General features: G+C 65.1%; 16 protein-coding genes. 7 read left to right on the top strand and 9 right to left on the bottom strand.

Annotated elements, in window-relative coordinates:
* Positions 1–105 precede the first annotated feature (105 nt).
* On the top strand, positions 106–930 hold the full coding sequence (locus AB5K84_RS08055; protein ID WP_011090260.1) for a DUF2076 domain-containing protein: 825 nt from the start codon (positions 106–108) through the stop codon (positions 928–930).
* A 70-nt stretch (positions 931–1,000) separates the two neighbouring features.
* On the opposite strand, the gene AB5K84_RS08050 is transcribed toward AB5K84_RS08055, so the two are convergent.
* Positions 1,001–1,810 (bottom strand): L,D-transpeptidase family protein, encoded by an 810-nt coding sequence (locus tag AB5K84_RS08050; RefSeq protein ID WP_038967312.1) that lies wholly within the window; start codon positions 1,808–1,810, stop codon positions 1,001–1,003.
* A gap of 314 nt (positions 1,811–2,124) precedes the next feature.
* On the opposite strand from AB5K84_RS08050, the gene AB5K84_RS08045 reads away from it, so the two are divergent.
* Positions 2,125–2,907, top strand: coding sequence for a protein phosphatase CheZ (locus tag AB5K84_RS08045; protein WP_028174613.1), 783 nt, complete (start codon positions 2,125–2,127; stop codon positions 2,905–2,907).
* A gap of 189 nt (positions 2,908–3,096) precedes the next feature.
* Here the strand turns inward: AB5K84_RS08045 and AB5K84_RS08040 are convergent, their stop codons facing one another.
* The gene (locus tag AB5K84_RS08040) at positions 3,097–3,618 is read right to left on the bottom strand and encodes a hypothetical protein (RefSeq protein ID WP_028174612.1); all 522 of its coding nucleotides are present in this window, start codon (positions 3,616–3,618) and stop codon (positions 3,097–3,099) included.
* Between the two features lie 312 nt (positions 3,619–3,930).
* On the opposite strand from AB5K84_RS08040, the gene AB5K84_RS08035 reads away from it, so the two are divergent.
* From AB5K84_RS08035 to AB5K84_RS08025, 3 genes are all read left to right on the top strand, one after another.
* Positions 3,931–4,227 carry a co-chaperone GroES gene (locus AB5K84_RS08035; protein WP_011090264.1) on the top strand — a complete coding sequence of 99 codons (297 nt, stop codon included), beginning with the start codon at positions 3,931–3,933 and terminating at the stop codon, positions 4,225–4,227.
* 165 nt (positions 4,228–4,392) lie between these two features.
* A complete protein-coding gene (groL, locus tag AB5K84_RS08030) occupies positions 4,393–6,024 on the top strand; it encodes a chaperonin GroEL (RefSeq protein ID WP_011090265.1) in 1,632 nt (543 codons plus the stop codon).
* 233 nt (positions 6,025–6,257) lie between these two features.
* The gene (locus tag AB5K84_RS08025) at positions 6,258–7,469 is read left to right on the top strand and encodes a hypothetical protein (protein WP_028174611.1); all 1,212 of its coding nucleotides are present in this window, start codon (positions 6,258–6,260) and stop codon (positions 7,467–7,469) included.
* Between the two features lie 66 nt (positions 7,470–7,535).
* Here AB5K84_RS08025 and AB5K84_RS08020 read toward each other — a convergent pair whose 3' ends face one another.
* Both AB5K84_RS08020 and AB5K84_RS08015 read right to left on the bottom strand, forming a co-directional pair.
* Positions 7,536–7,934, bottom strand: coding sequence for an META domain-containing protein (locus AB5K84_RS08020; RefSeq protein WP_038967314.1), 399 nt, complete (start codon positions 7,932–7,934; stop codon positions 7,536–7,538).
* Positions 7,935–8,067: 133 nt separating this feature from the next.
* Complete coding sequence (locus AB5K84_RS08015) at positions 8,068–9,732, bottom strand: L-lactate permease (RefSeq protein ID WP_011090268.1); 1,665 nt, start codon at positions 9,730–9,732, stop codon at positions 8,068–8,070.
* Between the two features lie 314 nt (positions 9,733–10,046).
* Here AB5K84_RS08015 and AB5K84_RS08010 point away from each other — a divergent pair, with 314 nt between their 5' ends.
* The gene (locus AB5K84_RS08010) at positions 10,047–11,810 is read left to right on the top strand and encodes an ABC transporter ATP-binding protein/permease (protein WP_011090269.1); all 1,764 of its coding nucleotides are present in this window, start codon (positions 10,047–10,049) and stop codon (positions 11,808–11,810) included.
* Between the two features lie 290 nt (positions 11,811–12,100).
* Here AB5K84_RS08010 and AB5K84_RS08005 read toward each other — a convergent pair whose 3' ends face one another.
* From AB5K84_RS08005 to AB5K84_RS07990, 4 genes are all read right to left on the bottom strand, one after another.
* Complete coding sequence (locus AB5K84_RS08005; protein ID WP_028174608.1) at positions 12,101–13,108, bottom strand: TorF family putative porin; 1,008 nt, start codon at positions 13,106–13,108, stop codon at positions 12,101–12,103.
* Positions 13,109–13,545: 437 nt separating this feature from the next.
* Positions 13,546–13,899, bottom strand: coding sequence for a histone (locus tag AB5K84_RS08000; protein WP_011090271.1), 354 nt, complete (start codon positions 13,897–13,899; stop codon positions 13,546–13,548).
* Positions 13,900–13,969: 70 nt separating this feature from the next.
* Positions 13,970–15,292 carry a glycolate oxidase subunit GlcF gene (glcF, locus tag AB5K84_RS07995; RefSeq protein WP_011090272.1) on the bottom strand — a complete coding sequence of 441 codons (1,323 nt, stop codon included), beginning with the start codon at positions 15,290–15,292 and terminating at the stop codon, positions 13,970–13,972.
* On the bottom strand, positions 15,289–16,527 hold the full coding sequence (locus AB5K84_RS07990) for an FAD-binding protein (protein ID WP_011090273.1): 1,239 nt from the start codon (positions 16,525–16,527) through the stop codon (positions 15,289–15,291). The genes glcF and AB5K84_RS07990 overlap by 4 nt, the downstream gene beginning before the upstream one ends.
* 252 nt (positions 16,528–16,779) lie before the next feature.
* Between AB5K84_RS07990 and AB5K84_RS07985 the strand changes: the two genes are divergently transcribed.
* The gene (locus AB5K84_RS07985; RefSeq protein ID WP_083860144.1) at positions 16,780–17,265 is read left to right on the top strand and encodes a putative quinol monooxygenase; all 486 of its coding nucleotides are present in this window, start codon (positions 16,780–16,782) and stop codon (positions 17,263–17,265) included.
* Positions 17,266–17,319: 54 nt separating this feature from the next.
* On the opposite strand, the gene AB5K84_RS07980 is transcribed toward AB5K84_RS07985, so the two are convergent.
* Positions 17,320–18,813 carry an FAD-linked oxidase C-terminal domain-containing protein gene (locus AB5K84_RS07980; RefSeq protein WP_011090275.1) on the bottom strand — a complete coding sequence of 498 codons (1,494 nt, stop codon included), beginning with the start codon at positions 18,811–18,813 and terminating at the stop codon, positions 17,320–17,322.
* Between the last annotated feature and the right edge of the window lie 28 nt (positions 18,814–18,841).

Genomic DNA, 18,841 nt, shown 5'->3' with positions numbered 1-18,841 from the left:
CGAGGCAGCTTGTCGCATACCGAAATTTAATCCAGCCGGCACTGTTGGGGCCACAATGGAACCCTACATCTCCTGCGCGCTTGGTTTGCGCGAGGGAGATTGATCATGACGCCGCAGGAACGCCAGCTCGTCGACGAGCTTTTTGACCGGCTTTCGAAACTGGAAAATGCACCGCGCGATCCCGACGCGATCGCCGCGATCTCCGACGGCCTGCGCAAGGCGCCCGGCGCCGTCTACGCGCTGGTGCAGACCACCCTGTTGCAGGACGAAGCGCTCAAGCGCGCCCATAACCGCATCCAGGAACTGGAAGCGGCGCAGGCGCCCGAGCCGGCCCAGTCCGGCGGCTTCCTGGATACCATGCGCGACACGCTGTTCGGTGGCGGCCCCTCGCGCGGCTCGGTTCCGAACGTGCCGCCGCGTGACGCACGGCCGGTGTGGAACAGCGGCCAGGCGATGCAACAGGCGCAACCGGGTTACGGCCAGCAGGCTTACGGCCAAGGCCCAGGTCAAGGCCCCGGTCAGGGCTATGGCGCCCCGCCGGTCGGCGGTGGCGGCGGCTCGTTCCTCGGTACGGCCGCGGCGGCCGCGGCCGGCGTCGTCGGCGGCTCACTGCTGCTCTCCAGCATCCGCGGCATGATGGGCGGATCGCACCAGCAGGCCTTCGGCGACACCAACGCCCTGGGCGACCGCAGCGCTGGCGGAAGTCCCTGGGGCGGCAGCGACCAGTCCGGCGGCTCGCTCGCGCGCGATGCCGGCCTCGACGACATCGGATCGAACCGCGACCGTGGCGGCGATTCCCGCCAAGGCTTTGTCGACCAGGCTTCGAACGACGACCAGAATTACAACGATCAGAACGACAATGACGACAACGTAGACCTGGCCGACGACAGCGATTTCGGCGGCGACGATGGCGGCAGCGATTATGCGTAAGGCCGCTCGATAGCGCGCAAACAAAAACGGCCGCCGATGGGGCGGCCGTTTTCATTTCGGGGCTCGGACCTCACATCACCACGACCCTGGTGCCGACATTGACGCGGCCGTAGAGGTCGATGACGTCCTCGTTGCGCATGCGGATGCAGCCGGAGGAGACGTTGGTGCCGATGGTCCAGGGCTCGTTGGAGCCGTGGATGCGGTAGAGCGTGGAGCCGAGATACATCGCGCGCGCGCCGAGCGGGTTTTCCGGACCGCCTTCCATGTGCCTGGGCAAGTCGGGGCGGCGCGCGATCATTTCCGCCGGCGGCGTCCAGTCCGGCCATTCGCGCTTGGCCGTGATCGCCTTGACGCCGGACCAGGTGAAGCCGGGACGGCCGACGCCGATGCCGTAGCGCATCGCCCGGCCGTTGCCCTCGACGAGATAGAGGAACTTGTTCGGCGTATCGACCACGATCGTGCCGGCACTTTCCTTGCCGCTATAGTCAACGAGTTGTTTCTCGAACTTCGGATCGAATTGACGCTGGCGCGGATCGACCGCCTCCTGCTGGAGACCTGCGCCTTGCTGATATCCACCCTGCATCTGCGGTTCGCCCATCGGCGGCAGGCGGCGCGGATCGTTGTAGCCCGGCTGCTGCTGGTACACCGGCGGCGCGTAGGCCGGACCGCGGCCGGGCCCATCGCCGAACAGGAACTCGATGAAGCCGCCGCCCATGTTCGCGTTGGAGGCGACGCGCACCGGCGCCGGCGGCACTTGCGGCTGATAAAGCACCGCGGGCGGATCGTTCGGCACGGTATTGTCGAAGGCGCTGGCGCTGGTTGCGCCGGCAACGAGGGTGCAAGCGCTGCCGAGCAGCGCGACAGACATTTTCTTGAACATCGACGTACTCTGTACTGTTTCGTCTAGATCACATGCGTCGTGCAGAGCTGATGGCTGATCGGCGCCCGCGACGTGGTCAATAAAGAGCAAAAGGCGTTTCGTTTGGTAAACGGAAACGCCGTTTTGATTCACCACGTCGCGAGCGAGAGCCCAATTTGGCGATCAGCGTTTATTTTCGATGAACGCCTCATGCTCATGGTTAATCGCTTCTTCTCGCGTCGTCGCGCGCGGCCGCGCAACAGTTCCGGTCGTGAACCTCGTGTTAAATTGCTTCTGCCTACAAAGACGCGTGAGTGAGGTGGGGGGAGTTTCTGATGGCTATTCACCGCAAACGTTTTCGTGTCGAAGAGGCTATTGTCGGCGAGATGCCCAGCCCCGAAATGATTGAGGAGGCTGCGCCGATGCATAGCGAGATCATGGCGGAGCTGCGCGCGATCCGCGCACAGATGGCGAAGGGCACCGCTGCCCCGCTGTCCGCCAGCGCGGCGATGGCGGCGATCGACGCTTCCACGGCCCATGAGCTTGCCGAGACGCGCACCATGCTCGACACCTACCGGGCGCAGATCGAGCAGTGCGAGAAGCTGAAGGTCGAGCTCGACCTCATCCACGACGCCATCGACCGCACCAAGCGCGAAATCGCGACGCTGCACGGCAAGAGCTTCGACGGCGGCGAGATGGCCAAGGTCAATGGCGAACTCGGCGCGGTCGTCGGCGGCACCGAACAGGCGACCCAGCAGATCCTGGAAGCCGCCGAGTCGATCGACCAGGCGGCCAGCGCGATGTCCAAGGTGCAATCGGCCGACCAGCAGAAGCGGCTCGCCGACGACATCCAGGAACGCGTCATCTCGATCTTCGAGGCCTGCAACTTCCAGGACCTGACCGGCCAGCGCATCAGCAAGGTCATGACCACGATGAAGTTCATCGAGCAGCACATCAACGCGATGATGGAGATCTGGGGCGGCGTCGACGCGATCAAGGCCCATGTGCCGGCGCCGGCCGACACCCGCAGCGAGGACGAAAAACTCCTCAACGGTCCGAAGCTCGCCGGCGACGTCGGCCACGCCTCGCAGGACGACATCGATGCGCTGTTCGACTGAACGGACGCGAGATTACGGAAAAGCAAAACGCCGGCGCGAGCCGGCGTTTTTTGTTTTTTGGCGATTTATCTCACGCTGTCATTCCGGGGCGGTCCGCAGGACCGAACCCGGAATCTCGAGATTCTCAGGTGCGCAATTGCACACCATAGTTCGATGCTTTCGCATCGCCCCGGAATGACGGGAAGAACATCACGCCCTCGGGGCGCAGCGGACGTAGACCATGTTGCCGTAGCGGGTGGCGGCGTCCTTGTCGATGAAGCGGGTGATCAGGACGCGCCCGTCGAAGGACACGATCTCGCGGTCCTGCTCGCCGGGGGTCGGACCGGCCGGCCCGATATAGTTCTTGCCGCTGGGCGAGCCCTTCAGCCGCAATTCCTGCGGTGTCGCCTGGTCGGCCAGATGCATGACCACGCCGCCGGAGGTGCCGGCGCCGATCACGTAAGGATTCTTGCACTGGGACCGCGCGGCGGCCTCGGTGCGGGCGCGGTCGGCCGGGTTCTGGAACGAGGCGAGACCCCAGCGGCCGACGATCTCGTCGGCGCGGATGCTCGCCGGCATTTCCGGACCGGTACCGGGCTCTGCCTCGGGCGGCGGCGAGGACGACGAGAAGGACGGCAGGCTCATGCCGCCGCCGCAGGCGCCAAGCAGCAACGCCAGGCCAGATGCGGCCGCCAGATTGGCAACCCTGCGCGCGTGAGCTGAAGTGATCATGGCATTCCCCCGAACAAGACCATGGCCGCACCCCTTCTGCAGCCAAGCGCAAAACCGCCACCGGAGCAATGACGTTTGATACGCCGGCGCCCCGAACACGTTTCCAATGCCACCATCCTATATCCGCCTCACCAATCGCTTAACCACCTTTGCTTGACAGGATCGCGGCCAAGCCATATTTCCGGGCGCACTATTAGCACTCGGAAAGCCCGATTGCTAAGCGCGCCGTTCGATCCTCGGGACGAGGGTGGACGGAAGCGCCGCCCCACCCACTTCCACTACTTCCGAAGCGAGCCTCCAAAGGGAAACGTCATGGCTAAATCCAAATTTCGTCCGCTGCATGACCGTGTCGTGGTCAAACGTATCGACGCCGAGGAAAAGACCAAGGGCGGCATCATCATTCCGGACACCGCCAAGGAAAAGCCCTCCCAGGGCGAGGTCGTCGCCGTCGGCCCCGGCGGCCGTGACGAGACCGGCAAGCTGATCCCGATCGACCTCAAGGTCGGCGACCGCGTGCTGTTCGGCAAGTGGTCGGGCACCGAGGTCAAGATCGACAACGAAGAGCTCCTGATCATGAAGGAGTCGGACATCATGGGCGTGATGGCCTAAGGCCATCAGCCTGAACGGCCGCTGAATGTCGTGCCCGGATCGCGTGATCCGGGCATCCATCCTTCCGCCGGGTTCGACCTGCGGATCCCGGAATCGATGCGGCCGGCAAAGCGGCAAGACGCAGCACGAAACAAGACACAGCACGAAACACGAGGGATTGCAGAAATGGCTGCCAAAGACGTCAAGTTTTCCGGAGACGCGCGCGAACGCATGCTGCGCGGCGTCGACATTCTCGCCAACGCCGTCAAGGTGACGCTCGGCCCGAAGGGCCGCAACGTCGTCATCGAGAAGAGCTTCGGCGCGCCCCGCATCACCAAGGACGGCGTCACCGTCGCCAAGGAGATCGAGCTCGAGGACAAGTTCGAGAACATGGGCGCCCAGATGGTGCGTGAGGTCGCTTCCAAGACCAACGACCTCGCCGGCGACGGCACCACCACCGCGACCGTGCTGGCCCAGGCCATCGTGCGCGAAGGCGCCAAGGCGGTTGCCGCCGGCATGAACCCGATGGACCTCAAGCGCGGCATCGACATCGCGGTTGCGGCCGTCATCAAGGACATCGAGAAGCGCGCCAAGCCGGTCGCTTCCTCCTCCGAGGTCGCCCAGGTCGGCACTATCTCGGCCAACGGCGATGCCGCCATCGGCAAGATGATCGCGCAGGCGATGCAGAAGGTCGGCAACGAGGGCGTCATCACCGTCGAGGAGAACAAGTCGCTCGACACCGAGGTCGACATCGTCGAGGGCATGAAGTTCGACCGCGGCTATCTCAGCCCCTACTTCGTCACCAACGCCGAGAAGATGACCGCCGAGCTCGAGGACGCCTACATCCTCCTGCACGAGAAGAAGCTCTCGGGCCTCCAGGCCATGCTGCCGGTGCTCGAAGCCGTGGTGCAGTCGGGCAAGCCGCTCGTGATCATCGCCGAGGACGTCGAGGGCGAGGCGCTGGCCACCCTGGTCGTCAACCGCCTGCGCGGCGGCCTCAAGGTCGCCGCCGTCAAGGCGCCGGGCTTCGGTGACCGCCGCAAGGCCATGCTCGAGGATCTCGCGATCCTCACCGGCGGCCAGCTCATCTCCGAAGAGCTCGGCATCAAGCTCGAGAACGTCACGGTGAAGATGCTCGGCCGCGCCAAGAAGGTGGTGATCGACAAGGAGAACACCACGATCGTCAACGGTGCCGGCAAGAAGCCCGACATCGAGGCCCGCGTCGGCCAGATCAAGGCGCAGATCGAGGAGACCACCTCGGACTACGACCGCGAGAAGCTCCAGGAGCGCCTCGCCAAGCTCGCCGGCGGCGTCGCGGTGATCCGCGTCGGCGGCGCGACCGAGATCGAGGTCAAGGAGAAGAAGGACCGCGTCGAGGACGCCCTCAACGCCACCCGTGCCGCGGTGCAGGAAGGCATCGTCCCCGGCGGCGGCGTCGCGCTGCTCCGCGCCAAGAAGGCGGTGGGCCGTCTCACCAACGCCAATGACGACGTCCAGGCCGGCATCAACATCGTGCTGAAGGCGCTGGAAGCCCCGATCCGCCAGATCTCCGAGAACGCGGGCGTGGAAGGCTCGATCGTCGTCGGCAAGATCCTGGAGAACAAGTCCGAGACCTTCGGCTTCGACGCCCAGAACGAGGACTATGTCGACATGGTCGAGAAGGGCATCATCGACCCCGCCAAGGTGGTGCGCACCGCGCTCCAGGACGCCTCCTCCGTGGCCGGCCTGCTGGTGACCACCGAAGCCATGGTCGCCGAGGCGCCGAAGAAGGACGCTCCGCCCGCGATGCCAGCCGGCGGCGGCATGGGCGGCTTCTGAGCCCACCGTTCCCCGACAATGTTGCGAAGGCCGCCTCCGGGCGGCCTTCTTTTTTGCCGACCATGGCTCACGCTTTCCGATTCAACCGACGGCCAAAACCCATTACGGTGGCGCCGATTCTAAAGCGCGATGAGGTCGGAACGAGTCGTCATCACGCTTTAGGTTGTTGTTTGAGCATGATCTTTTCGGTCACACTTTTCCGGATCATGCTCCCTTGCTCGAGGATTTTATCGATGCGCGCGCTTCTGGTTTGCTCCACGGCCCTTGTGGCGGCTCTGCTTGCTGTTTCGCCGGAGGTCGCATCCGCCCAGATGAAGCTGTCGCCAAAGGCGACGGTGCCGGGCGGCCCCGAGACGCGCTATTTCACCTCGATCGACGGGCTGATGGACGGCAATGCCGACGTGATCCTGAAGGAGACGCGCCAGGGCAAGACGGTCACGGCCGCCGTGCTCGACGTCTGTTATCCGGTCGCGAAAAATTCCGACCGCAAGGATCGCTTCGTCGTCAATCTCCAGGTCGCCGGCCAGACGCTGACCGGCACGACGCAGAGCCTCGGCGCGAAGGCGCCCGTCACCGTCAAGCTGCTGCGCAAGCCGACCGGAGACACTTTCGAATTCCGCGGCCAGATTGGAATCGGCCAGGCCGTGACTGAGGTCACCTCGCCCGACAATTCCGATCTCAGCGAGAAGGAGTTTCTGGACAACCAGACCTCCGACGACGGCATCACGCCGCAGCCGAAGGACTTCACCGACGTCTCGCCGGAGGCGATCGCGGTCAAGGTCAAGCTGGATGCGGCGACCGAGTTCCTGAAGAGCCTGAAGGGCCAGGAGGTCGAGGTGACGCTGGCGAGCCTCACCGTCGGCTGCGACGCGTTGCGCGCCGGCGAGCAGACCATCAACATGTCGGTCGACCCGGAGCGCGCCGGCGCGCTGCTGGCAAAATTCAAGGCGATGCCCGGCGTCACCGCCGCGGGCTGGACCGCGGGCATGACCGAGATGGACCGCACCATCCGCTTCGCCGCGGCCGACTGGCGCGACGGCGACAAGATCAACCGCGACAAGCTCGCAGCCGCCGTGGCGGGCGTGCTGGGCCGGACGCTCGCGGCAAAGCCGGTCTCGCAAAACTTCAACCCGGCCACCGGCAAGCTCAAGCTGGTCTTCAAGCGGCCGAACCAGGATTTCCCGACGCTCGATCTGACCGACACGATCGAGGTCGCAGGGCTCATCTCGCCGGACAAGCCCGGCACGACCGACAAGCTCATGCTCTGGATCGGCAGCCCCGCCACCACGACCGCCGACGAGAGCAGCGGCGCCAAGCTCAATCTCTCGGACGAAGCTTCGGCCGACGAGGAGGGCGACCAGCCCGACGACAACGGCTCGGTCGAGGCCCTCGCAAAGGAATTGAAGGGCCAGCGCTGGGACGCCGACAAGTCGGTGTGGAAGTAGACGGAGACACCACCTCAACCCCGGCGAAGCCTTGGCGTAGCCGGGTCGCGGGGTATGACAGCGAGGCTAATTGCCGTTCGCGCGGAAGCGCAGCGGCTTGGGGCCGAGAAGCGTCAGCACGTCGCCCTGGCGCTTCCAGGTCTCGACGCTGCCGAGCGCTGCGACGAGATCGTCGTCGGCCTGGGCCTTTGCCGGCGGGCAGGACCGGTCCTGGATCTGGCCGGGGACGAAGATCACGGTGTTGCCGGCGACCGAGAACTGGCCCTTGCCGCCCTTGCACCAGAGCTCCAGCACGACCTCGCCATTGTCTCCAATCTCGATGTTCGGAATCCGCTTCGAGCCCGGCTGCGGCGACGCCTCCAGCGTCAGTTCGGTGCCGAAGGGAAAACCATCCTCCGCACGCGCGACAGTGGACATCGCAAGCACTGCAACCATCGCACACACCATATGCCTGAGCGAAACCATGAAACCTCTCGAGCGACCTGATTTGCCGCACCTTCTATAAGACGGCGGCGCCATTGAGAAGGTTCGCCCATGACGGACGCAAAAATCCCCGCGGGGGTGAACCCCGCGGGGATTTGCGTCGAAGTGGAGCCTGTTACTTCAACACCATCGCCGTGAACGGCCAGACATAGGCCTGCAACGTCACGAGCACGCCGACGAGGCAGGCCAGCACGATCGAGTGCCAGAACACGAAGCGCAGGATCGTGCCTTCATGGCCGTACCAGTTGGTGGCGGTGGAGGCGACGACGATCGATTGCGCGTCGATCATCTTGCCCATCACGCCGCCGGAGGAGTTCGCCGCGCCCATCAGGATCGGCGACAGGCCGAGCTGCTCGGATGTGATCTTCTGCAAGTTCCCGAACAGCACGTTGGAGGCGGTGTCCGATCCCGTCAGCGCCACGCCGAGCCAGCCGAGCAGCGTGCCGAAGAAGGGATAGAGCACGCCGGTTGCGGCGAAGGCGAGACCGAGCGTCGCATCGACGCCGGACAGGCGCGTCAGCGTGCCGATCGCGAGCATCGCCGAGATCGTGATCAGCGAGATCGCGCACAGCCGGATGGTGCGGGCGTACTCGGTCACGAGCTTGCCGGGACCGACGCCCATCAGGAAGCCGGAGATGATCGCCGCGATCAGCATGCCCGTACCGGTGAAGGACAGGTAGGTGAAGCCGAACACCGCGCTCTCCTTGGTCGGCCCTGGCGCGACCGGCGGCATCTTGTTGATCATCTGGTGCAACTCGGGAACGGGATAGTTCCAGGTGAAGATCGAGTTCGCCCAGGTCTTGAAGCCACCATTGCCCCAGACCAGCATCACGATGCAGACCATGATCCATGGCAGCAGCGCGCTGAAGAGCTCGCTTTGCGTCAGCGGTGTCTTGTCCAGCGGCTTTGCGGCGGCCATGGTGGAGGCCGATTCGTCGCGGCCGCGCAGCGCCGGCGACAGCCAGAGCTGCCTGGGCTGCCACACCTTCAGGAACAGGATCAGCGCGCCCATCGAGATCAGCGAGGCGCCGATGTCGACGATCCACGGATTGATGAAGTTCGAGATCACGAATTGCGGGACCGCGAACGACACGCCGGTGACGAGGATCGCCGGCCAAACGTCCTTCATGCCCTTCCAGCCTGCGAACGCCCACACCACCCAGAACGGCACGATCAGCGAGAAGAACGGCAACTGCCGTCCGACCATCGCGCCGAGGATGTAGGGATCGAGCCCGGTGACCGAGGCAAGGCCCTGGATCGGCGTGCCCAGCGCGCCATAGGCGACCGGCGCGGTGTTGGCGATCAGCGACAGGCCGGAAGCGGCGAGCGGCGAGAAGCCGAGGCCGATCAGCACCGCGCCGGTGATCGCAACCGGCGTGCCGAAGCCGGAGGCGCCCTCGAAGAAGGCGCCGAACGAGAACGCGATCAGCAGCAATTGCAGCCGCCGGTCCTCGGTGACGCCGCCGACCGCGCGCTTGAGCAATTCGAAGCGTCCGGTGGTCACCGTCACCTGGTAGAGGAAGATGACGTTGAGAACGATCCAGCCGATCGGGAAGAAGCCGGTCACGACGCCGAGGATCGAGGCGCGGATCGACATGTTCACCGGCATGGTGAAGACGAATATCGTGATCAGGTTGGCTACGATCACGGCGATGATGGCCGCGATATGCGCCTGGACGCGGCCGCTCGCGATCAGGACCAGCAGCGTGACGACGGGTACCGCCGCGGCGATCGTCGACAGCACAGGGTTGTGCAGCGGATCATAGATTTGATTCCACATGGTCTTCCTCCCCCACGCATGTGTGCCGCAGGCGGCCCGCGTGGACAGCCGAACCTGCTTGACGCTGGAAGCGATAACCCCCGAGCTGGACGCGAATTCCTCGCGAATGCGGCGGTTCCCGTCCGCTCACAAGCTCGCGAAGTCCCGAAGGCCCCCACCCCGCGCCGTTAAACCCCATGCTAGGGTTGCAAGCGCCGACAAGCCAACGCAAATTGCAGAACTTGCGACTTTAGTCTAAGCGCGCCCATTTCGGCCGTTGCCTCAGCCATTTGGCTCCAGGCATTTGTGCACATCCCCTCAGGAGACAGAGCTCTGTGAAGAACATCAGCGCCACGCTCGCGATCGTCTGGCGAATCGCCGTCCCCTATTTCCGATCCGAGGACAAATGGGTCGGCCGCGGCCTGCTCGCCGCCGTGATCGCGATGGAGCTGGCGCTGGTCGCGATCGACGTGCTCGTGAACCAGTGGCAGAACCGGTTCTACAGCGCACTGCAGGCGAGCGACTGGGACGCGTTCGTCACGCAGATCTGGATTTTCGTCGCCCTCGCCTCGATGTTTATCGCGCTGGCGGTCTACAAGCTGTACTTGAACCAATGGCTCCAGATCCGCTGGCGGCAATGGCTGACCCGGCACTATCTGGGCGAATGGCTGCAAGGCGCCACGCATTACCGCATGCAGCTCAAGGGCGATGCGGCTGACAACCCGGACCAGCGCATCACCGAGGACGTCAAGAACTTCGTCGAGCAGACCCTGACGATCGGGCTCGGCCTGCTCTCGTCGATCGTGACGCTGTTCTCCTTCGTGATCATCCTCTGGGGTCTCTCCAACGCCGCGCCGCTGCACCTGTTCGGCACCGACCTCATGATCCCGGGCTATCTTTGCTGGGGCGCGCTCGTCTACGCGATCTTCGGCACCGCGCTGACGCACTGGATCGGTGCTCCGCTGGTCAACCTCAATTTCGAGCAGCAGCGCTATGAGGCCGACTTCCGCTTCCACCTCGTCCGCGTCCGCGAGAATTCCGAGCAGATCGCGCTGCTCAAGGGTGAAGGGGCCGAACGCGGCCGGCTCCTGGGTCGCTTCGGCCTTGTGATCGGCAACTGGTACGCCATCATGAGCCGGACCAAGCGCCTCACCGCGTTCACCGCGAGCTATCAGCAGGCCGCCGTGATCTTTCCCTATGTGCTGGTGGCGCCGGCCTTCTTCGCCAAGAAGATCCAGCTCGGCGACATGATGCAGACCGCATCGGCCTTTTCCAGCGTACAAGGCGCGTTGTCGTTCTTCGTCACGGCTTACCGATCGCTCGCGGAATGGCGCTCGATCGTCGCGCGTCTCGATGGCTTCGAGATGTCGGTCGATTCAGCCGCGAACCTGCCGGCACATGAGCCGGCGATCGCCCTCGAGGCCGCCGGCGGCGACCGCAATATCGGCCTCGAGCAGCTCTGCGTGAACCTGCCCAACGGCACGCCGCTGGTCGCCGCCGGCGCCTTCGCCATCCAGGTGCCGGAGCGCGTGCTGGTGACGGGGCCGTCCGGCTCCGGCAAGTCGACCCTGTTCCGGGCCATCGCCGGCATCTGGCCGTTCGGCACCGGCACCATCGTCGTCCCCGAAAGGGCGAAGCTGATGATGCTGCCGCAGCGCCCCTATTTCCCCGTCGGGGTTCTGCGCGATGCCGTGGTCTATCCCGCAGCGCCTGATACATTCGACGCCGCGCGCGTCCGGGACGCGCTGATCGCGGTCGGATTGCCCGACCTCGCCGAGCGGCTCGACGAGGACGGGCACTGGAACCGGATGCTGTCGCTCGGCGAGCAGCAGCGTCTGGGTCTCGCCCGCGCGCTGCTGCATGCGCCGGACTATCTGTTCCTGGACGAGGCCACCGCCTCGCTGGACGAGCCGTCCGAGGCCCGGCTGTACCGGCTGCTGACGGAGAGGCTGCCGCAAGCCGCCATCGTCTCGATCGGCCATCGCTCGACCCTCGATGCTTTCCATACCCGCAAGGTGACGATGGTGAAGGACGGCCAGATCCACGTCCTCGGCAAGAGCGGCGAGCCGGTCCAGGCGGAATCGACCGTGGCGCGCTGAGGCGCAAGACGATCGCTATCGTAGTCGAAGGACCCCGATAAGGGCCTTTCCTTGCGGCCCATCCTTCGAGACGCCCGCCTTTGGCGGGCCCTCAGGATGAGGTCGGACTTCGCCGCAAAGTCCCAGATCCTCATGGTGAGGAGCGCCGCCCTGCGGCGCGCCTCCCGGACGATGCTTCGCATCGCCTAGAAAACCATGAAGGCCCGGCACGATCGCAGCGCTCCAGGCCGCAAAAGCAAAAGGGCGGCAGATTGCTCTGCCGCCCTCAGCAAGTCGTTTCGGGAAGAAACTTACTTCAGGTTGGTCATCGCCGTCAGGTCGAACGACAGCTTGGCGATGCCGGCCGCGCCGCACCAGTTGGAGCCAGCGCCGCTCGGGTTGATCGGGGTGACGTTGGTGGTGCCGGTGGCATTGAAGGCGCTGGTGAAGGCGTTGCAATCACCCTTGTTCAGGTCGGTGTCGGAGTAACGCAGATCCAGCGTGAACACCTTGTAGGTGAAGCCGATGCCGACGTTCCAGGTGTTGTAGTCCTTGTAGGGAATACCGTTGGCGAAAACGGTGCCGGCGCCGGTGCCGTAGAAGGCGTCCGAGGTGCCGAACCACTGGCGGCCGAACTCACCCGACACATACATGCCGACGCCCGAGGGACCGAAGACGGTGCTGGGCGCGGTGTACTTGGCAGTCACCGACGCGTAGTTGCCCCAGGCACCCGAGTTCAGGAAGTTCGGCGAGTAGTACTCGTTCACGCCGACGGCCCAGTTGTCGTTGATGGTGTAGTTCAGCTTGGCATAGCCTTCGAAGAAGCTGACGTTCTTCTTCATGACGTTGCCGTCGGCGAGGAAGATCGTGGTGGTGCTGACGGCGCAGACGTTGCCGCCGGGAACGCCGCCGGTGAGCACGTTGTCGGCGCAGCTTCCGCCCGGATACAGGTAGCCCCAGATACCGAAGTCGAAGGCGAAGGCGCCGAAGGTCGGGCGGATACCGCCGTAGACGTCGACTTCAGCCGCAGCGCGGTTGGCGAAGGAGATGCTCTCCGCGGACACACCGGCGTAAAGCTGGAGGTCCTTGGTGACGTTGTAGCGCGGCTCGAAATAAGCGGCGACCGACGGCTGGTGGTTCGACTGGGTCACGCCGCGGAAGATGTAATCGCTGACGAGCGCACCGCCGAAGGCGATGTCCCAGGGGTCGAAGGCAGCGACCGGCGGGGCCTTCTTGGCCTTCACCGCCATATCCGCCGCGAAAGCCGAACCCGTCGTCACCATTGCCAGCGCCGTTGCCAACAAAGCCACTTTTTTCATTTCGATCCCCATCACCAGTTCTCACCCAGTCGGTTTCCCGGAAGCCCCCCGGGGCGTACGACCCAACATCAAAAATTCATGACTGCGGCAATCTGGATCGGGGGATGTGAACCGTGAAGCAAAAAACGCGGGCATCTGCTGACTTTTTAGGCGTTCTGACGATTTCACGAAAGGTTGTCTGCCTGTGTGGCTTCTCGATCACATTATTTGCCCTCCAAAGGGCACTGAAGGACGGGGTTAGTACGGAGACCTGCAGTACCGTGCTCCGCGCGCTACGAATCGGGCTGGCGCCGGGGAATGGCGGCCTCCGGCAGCCACAGCCGCGATGCAGAAAGGCCGCAGCGTCGCCGCCGCGGCCCTCCTGCTGTCGATCGTGGTCGTTGGGTGAAGCCAGCCCTGGCCCAGCCCCTGGCCTGACCGCGGGCCTGACCTTAGGCCTAACCCTGCCCCTCGGCCGGCGTCGGTTCCGCAGAAGACGAAGGCATCGCCCAGCTTGTCTCGGCGACAGGCTCGGGAGCCGGAGCTGCCACCGGCGCTGACGGCTTCGGCGCGGGAGCTGCCTTCGCCTTCTTCGGTGCCGCCTTCTTCGCAACCACCTTCTTGGCGGCCTTCTTCGGTGCAGCCTTCTTTGCAGCTTTCTTGGCCGACTTCTTCGGTGCGGCCTTCTTGGCAGATTTCTTCGCTGACTTCTTGGCTGCCTTCTTCGTCGCCTTCTTCGCGGTCTTCTTCGCCGCTACAGCCTTCTTGGCCTTTTTTGCCTTCTTGCTTTTTTTCTTTTTCGCTTTCGCCATCGTGGTCCTCCTGTTGCCGCCGAACAATGGTCGATCGGACGTCTTTCCGCCGTCACCTCCGGACGAAAGCTCAGCTCGACGCGTTCAATGCCGGCCGCGCCCCGCCCGTAGCCCAATCGAGAAGCTCAATCGTGTGTACGACCGGAACTGACGTGCCACTGGCAATCTGCACCATGCAGCCGATATTGCCCGCGGCAATCATGTCCGGCTTGACGCTCGCGATGTTGGCGACCTTGCGATCGCGCAACCGGCCCGCAAGCTCGGGCTGGAGAATGTTGTAGGTCCCCGCCGAACCGCAACACAAATGGCTCTCGGGCACATCTTTCACCACGAATCCATTCTTGGAAAGCAATTCTTTCGGAAGGCCCGTGATTTTCTGCCCGTGCTGCAACGAACACGCGGAGTGATAGGCGACGACGATGTTGTCGCCTATCGCAGTGGTCGCGAGATCGAGGCCGGCAACATATTCGGTGATGTCCTTGGCAAGCGCGGACACCTTCGCCGCATCGGCCGCGAACGCAGCGTCCTCGCGCAGCAGATAGCCGTAGTCCTTGATCACGGTGCCGCAGCCGGACGCCGTCACCAGGATGGCGTCGAGCCCCTCGCCGGCCGCTTCCGCCCGCCATGCCGCGATATTGGCGCGAGCCCGCGCCAGCGCATCGTGGTCGTTGCCAAGGTGATGGGTCAGCGCGCCGCAGCATTGCTCGTCCCTGACCAGGACGACCTCGATGCCGTGGCGGGTGAGAAGACTGATGGCAGACTGGTTGATGCGCGGCGCCAGCACCTGCTGCGCGCAGCCCTGGAGCAGCGCGACCCGGCCGCGCTTCTTGCCGAGCGCCGCAAACACGCTGCCCGGGAGGGGGCCGGGCGACGGCAGCCGGTTCGGGGCCAGCGCCAGCATCGCCTTGAGGCGCTGGACCAGGCCCGGTGTCGCCGAGGGCCGCGGCGTCGGCAGGAATACGGCGAGCGGACGGGCCAGCCGCGCCAGCCACATGCTGGCGCGGAAGCGCTGCGGATCCGGCAGGACGAAGGCCAGCACCTGGCGCAGCAGCCGCTCGGTGAGTGGCCGCTGATAGCGTTGCTCGATCCTGACCCGGGCCTGGTCGACGAGGTGCATGTAGTTCACCCCGGAGGGGCAGGTCGTCATGCAGGCCAGGCACGACAGGCAGCGGTCGACATGCTTAACCACCTCGGCCGTCGGCGTCTGGTCCTTCTCCAGCATCTCCTTGATCAGATAGATGCGGCCGCGCGGGCTATCGAGCTCGTCGCCGAGCAGCACATAGGTCGGACAGGTTGCAGTGCAGAAGCCGCAATGGACGCAGGCGCGCAGGATCTTGTCGGCCTCCGCGATATCGGGATCGGCAAGCTGCGCGAGTGAGAATTCGGTCTTCATGCCGCAGCGCCCCGCGTCAGCCGTCCCCGGTTGAGAATGGACTTCGGATCGAAACCGGCCCGTACCCGCTCGCTCAGGGCGGCGATGCCTGGCGCTTGCGGATGGAACACATCGACATCGCGCCTGACATCCTCTGCCGCCCGGATCAGCATGGCATGCCCGCCGACCGCATTCGCACGCGCGCGCACGGCCGGTTCATGCGCATCGCCCTTCGGCGGCAGTGCGGCCCAGATCAATCCGCCGCCCCAATCGTAGATCACGTCGCCGCCGGTCTCGCGCGCCAGCTGGGTCCCGAGCGCCGCACCTGACGCCGGCGGACAGACGATCCGCCACACCGGCCGGGCGCCCAGCGCGCCGCCGGCCGCGAACGGCAGGACGTCGCGGATGGTCGCCCACAGTGCCGCCGACGATGCGTCCTCGACCAGGGCCGCGGTTCCGAACGGCGCCAGCAATTCGCGCAGCGAACCGGCGCGGTGGGCGGCTGAAGCGGTAATGCCTTCGAGCCGCAGCACGGTCAGCGCTTCGCCCTGGCCCGCGATGTCGCCGAGCCCGTCGATCTTCGCCCGGAACGCGGATTTCGGCAGGTGGGCGGCGCCGGACACGTCGAAGGGCGAGCCGAGCGCCGCGGTCATCGCCTTGTTGGCGGCGGCATCGTCGAGCCCGCGCAGCAGCAGCGTCCGCTCGGCCTCCGGCTTCGGCATCACCTTCAGCGTGACCTCGGTCATCACCGACAGCGTGCCCCAGGAACCGGCCAGAAGCTTGCAGAGGTCGTAGCCGGTGACGTTCTTCACCACCTTGCCGCCGGTCTTGAAGCTGTCGCCGAAACCGGAGACGGCGTGCGCCCCGAGCAGGTGGTCGCGCGCCCCGCCCGCCCGGATGCGCCGCGGGCCGGCGAGGCCCGCCGCGATCATACCGCCGATGGTGCCTGATACGGGCGTGCCGAGCAGCGGCGCGGTGTTCATCGGCTCAAAGGCGAATTGCTGGTTCTTGGCATCGATCAGCGACAGCACGTCGGCCAGCGGCGCACCGGCCTCAAGCGTCACGATCAGCTCGTTGGGCTCGTAGGAGGTGACGGCATTGAGCGCGGAGACGTCGAGCACGGCGTTGGTCGCCATCGCGTGGCCAATGCTGCGCTTGCTGCCATGACCGATGATCTCGAGCGGCTGCTCGTTGGCAATCGCCGCGCGCACCACCTCTTCGACGTCTTTGGCGTCTCTGACCTTGAGCGTATCCACGGGAAAAGGCGGTAGCGAAATTCGCCGCCAAAATCAAATGCAGCGTGACGCGGCGACCATCCACCGGCGCGATGCCAGTGCGGCGTGCGACGAAACTCCATCAGGCCGGCTCCGCGACATCCGACAACAACGGTTCGATAAAGATCGAAGCGTTCACGACATCGACACTTCGATCACCGGCGAACCAAAGCCGACAGGCCATCGCTACAAGCTTGCGCCGATCGCGATCGAGCCCAACCGACGGAGACACACATGGAGCGATCGACATATGCGCGGTCGGCGCCGCGCGTCCACGAAACATTCAGCCGCAGGTCGGTGATCACCGCCTTCGGTGCCGTCCTGGCGATTTATCTCTCGCCGTGGACGTCGTCATCTCAAGCCCAGCAGCAAGGAGGAAAGACCATGAACCACTATGCCACGCAGAAATCCCTCAGCGACGCCGTCGACGGCGGCGGCCTGCTCGTCGTCGCGCAATGGGAGGCCAAGCCCGGCGAGGCCGACAAGGTCGCCGCGATCCTCGAACGCTTCCTGCCCGAGGCGCAGCGCGAGGACGGCGTCAACCTGTTCCTGATCTCACGCGCCAGGGAGAATCCGGCCCAGTTCCTGTTCTACGAGCTGTTCCGCGACGAGGCCGCTTTCAAGGCGCACCAGGAGAGCGGGCACTTCAAGACGTACATCGCCGGCGAAGCCCTGCCGCTACTGGCGAAGCGCGAGCGGGCGCAATACGGGCTGCTGTAAGCGTTTCGGAGGGAAGAGGTTTGCATCGCAAGCCCCTTCCCTCCGCGCGAGCGCCTAGAACCGCGGAATGTCCGGAAACGCCAGCTTGCCCGCGTGCACGTGCATGCGGCCGAGCTCGGCGCAGCGGTGCAGGGTCGGAAACACTTTTCCGGGGTTGAGCAGGCCCTGCGCGTCGAAGGCGCATTTCAGCCGCTGCTGCTGGTTGAGGTCGATCTCGCTGAACATCTCCGGCATCAGATCGCGCTTCTCGATGCCGACGCCGTGCTCGCCGGTGAGCACCCCGCCGAACTCGACACAGGCGCGCAGAATGTCAGCGCCGAATGCCTCGGCCCGCTCGATCTCGCCGGGCTTGTTGGCATCGTAGAGGATCAGCGGGTGCAAATTGCCGTCGCCGGCGTGGAACACATTGGCGCAGCCGAGCTGGTATTTTTCCGAGAGCTCGCGGATGCGCGCCAGCGCCTTCGGCAGCGCACCGCGGGGAATGGTGCCGTCCATGCAGAGATAGTCGGGCGAGATGCGGCCGACGGCCGGAAATGCGGCTTTCCGGCCCGCCCAGAACAGGTTGCGCTCGGCCTCCGAGGTCGAGATCTGGCAGGTGGTCGAGCCGCAGGCATTGGCGATGGTCTCGACGCGCGTGATCAGCTCGTCGACCTCGATCTTGGGACCGTCGAGCTCGATGATGAGCAGCGCCTCGACGTCGAGCGGATAGCCGGCATGGACGAAGGCTTCCGCGGCGTGGATCGCGGGCTTGTCCATCATCTCCATGCCGCCGGGAATGATGCCGGCGCCGATGATGCGTGCCACGCATTCGCCGGCCGCTTCGACCTCCGCGAAGCCGACCATCAGCGCGCGCGCCGTCTCCGGCTTTTGCAGGATGCGCACCGTGATCTCGGTGATGACGCCGAGCAGACCTTCGGAGCCGGTGATGACGCCCATCAGGTCGTAGCCGGCGTTCTCGCACCCCTTGCCGCCGATCCGCAGGATCTCGCCGCTCATCAGCACGATCTCGCAGCCCAGCACGTTGTTGGTGGTCATGCCGTATTTGAGGCAGTGCACGCCGCCGGAATTCTCCGCGACATTGCCGCCGATCGAGCAGGCGATCTGCGAGGACGGATCGGGCGCGTAATAGAAGCCGGCATGCGCAACCGCCTGGCTGATGGCGAGATTGGTGACACCGGGCTCGGTGACGACGACGCGGTTGTCGAAATCGATCTCGCGGATGCGCTTGAACTTGCCGAGCCCGAGCAGCACGCCGTCTTCGAGCGGCAGCGCGCCGCCGGACAGCGAGGTGCCGGAGCCGCGCGGCACCACCTTGATGCCCTGCCCGGCACAATATTTCAGGATGAGCGAGACCTGCTCGGTCGTATCGGGCAGCACCACGACCATCGGCGGCTGGCGATAGGCGGTCAGCCCGTCGGATTCATAGGCCCGCATCTCGGCGGCGCTGTCGATCACGCCTTCGCCTGATACGATTGCGCGCAAGGCGGCGACGATCTCGCTGCGACGCGCCAGCACTGCCTGGTCGCTTGCGGGCATCATGATGGCCATATTACGAAGCCTTCGTCCGACGGAGGGA

The sequence above is a fragment of the Bradyrhizobium sp. 1200_D9_N1_1 genome, assembly GCF_052075915.1.
GTDB classification, from domain to species: domain Bacteria; phylum Pseudomonadota; class Alphaproteobacteria; order Rhizobiales; family Xanthobacteraceae; genus Bradyrhizobium; species Bradyrhizobium diazoefficiens.
Note: the sequence above shows the minus strand (reverse complement) of the source record. Positions and strands in the feature narration are given on the sequence as shown.